This is a genomic window from Corynebacterium sp. ACRPQ (genome assembly GCF_022347225.1).
Lineage (GTDB): Bacteria > Actinomycetota > Actinomycetes > Mycobacteriales > Mycobacteriaceae > Corynebacterium > Corynebacterium tuberculostearicum_D.
In genome coordinates, this window is sequence record NZ_JAKRNF010000039.1 from 1 (window position 1) to 1,671 (window position 1,671).

A 1,671-nucleotide genomic window follows, 5' to 3' on the forward strand; every position below is an offset into this window, starting at 1 on the left:
TCTGCCAAGATGCGATCTTCCACGAGACGGACCACACGGTCCTTTGCATCCTGGTCAAATTTTCTTGGCATATTCCAGATTTTCCCATCTACTTAAACGGAACAAAACCTGGGACACTTCAGGTTCCGGTAATGGGGTCGAGGATGTAATGGACTCTGCGGTCGGTTTTGATGTTGTGGTGGTGTTGGCAGAGGTTTACTAAATTATCTGGGCTGGTAGGCCCGCCAAAGTGGTATTCGATGCGGTGGTCGAGTTGGCACCTAGTGGCGGGGACGGTGCAGCCGGGCCAGCGACAGGTGGCGTCTCTGCCTTGGGTGTAGGCGCGGATATCGGTGGTAGGGGTATAAGAGTCTGTCTCGTCGGCGTTAAGCCGGCGGATGAAGGTGTTATCTGTAGGGGCGTGGTTGAGGTTTATCCATCCGGCACCGGGGTGAAAGACCAGGTTGGTATCGGGGTTGGTGGTAAACGTGTTGATGGCAACACTGGTGTGGGTGTCTTCGAGAATGAGGTCGATGAGTCCTTGTGCGGCAGTGGTTGCGGTCTGGTTGGTGTAGGCGTCGATGTGGCGGGCGATGATGGTGGCGGTGGCGCTATCGCAGGTAAGCGTTAGTGTGGTGGTGTTATCCGGGTTGTAGTTGCTGCGCAGTCGTGGTTCGGGTTGTTGTTCTTTGTCTTCGGGGCGCAGGTGGGTGTCGATGAAGGTGCGGATAAACCGGCGCAGATCCGCATCGGTGGGGACTGTTTCGTTGGGTGTGGTGGGGGTGAGGAAGTCTGCGAGTGCGGCGTCGATGGCTTCGAGGTGGTCTGGATTGTTGTCTAGGCGGTTGAGTTCGCGGTCGATGATGCGCAGTTTAGTCAGGTCGAGTATCCAGTGCTGGCCTTGGACTTCGGTAACGAGGGGTAGTTGCCGCATGCGGAAGTGGGCGCGCAGGAAGCCTAGGAGTTTGTGGTAGGAGATGCCGAGGTCTTTGGCGAGGCTGGTCAGGCTAAGATCGACGTCGTCGTCTAGTTGGGGGAGGATGGCGCGGTAGAGGAACCAGGAGGTTTTGCGTGTGTAGGTGCCGGCTTTGCCGATGTGGTTTCCGGGTGCGTTGGTGGTGTAGAACGCTTCCGGCACATCACTATCGTCTAGGGCCTCGGTGTCGGGGTGGTCACCTATGAGGAGGGTGTCTGGATAGTCGAGGCTGGTAACTGGTTCGGGTGGGGTGAGTGTGGCAGTCATGGACGAGGCACTCCAGAAGAAAAGAACAGGGTTCGTATGTATTTTCTAACGAATGCCTTTATAGTATCCCGACTGGTGGACATGTGACCCCGGTGGGGGTGTTTATGTTCGAATAGGCTCCCCTAAAACCGCAGGGATCCCCAGAGTCGCGCCACGACCAGCAACGGGGGTAAAAGCAAAGGTTTAGGGTTCGTCGCCTACTACACCCCGGCGGCACGCGGCTCGCTACGTGTTCCGTCGCGTGATGCTTGCTCCCCGCAAAACGTGAAAGAAGGGAAGAGGACGGTGGGTGTTCCGTTCTCTTCCCTTCTTTTGGGTTATTGAATTATGTTTTTGTTGTTTGGTGTCGGCGGTGACTTACTCTCCCACAACCTCCCGGTTGCAGTACCATCAGCGTGTGCAGGCTTAGCTTCCGGGTTCGGAATGGGACCGGGCGTTTCCCTGCAGCT

At 56.6% G+C, this 1,671-nt stretch carries 1 protein-coding gene and 1 rRNA gene; both read right to left on the bottom strand.

Features of this window, described 5'->3' with window-relative positions; all coding sequences use genetic code 11:
• Positions 1–118: 118 nt before the first annotated feature.
• The gene (locus MHY24_RS11955; protein WP_239230922.1) at positions 119–1,222 is read right to left on the bottom strand and encodes an HNH endonuclease signature motif containing protein; all 1,104 of its coding nucleotides are present in this window, start codon (positions 1,220–1,222) and stop codon (positions 119–121) included.
• Between the two features lie 344 nt (positions 1,223–1,566).
• Positions 1,567–1,671 (bottom strand): 5S ribosomal RNA (rrf, locus tag MHY24_RS11960); the annotation flags it as partial.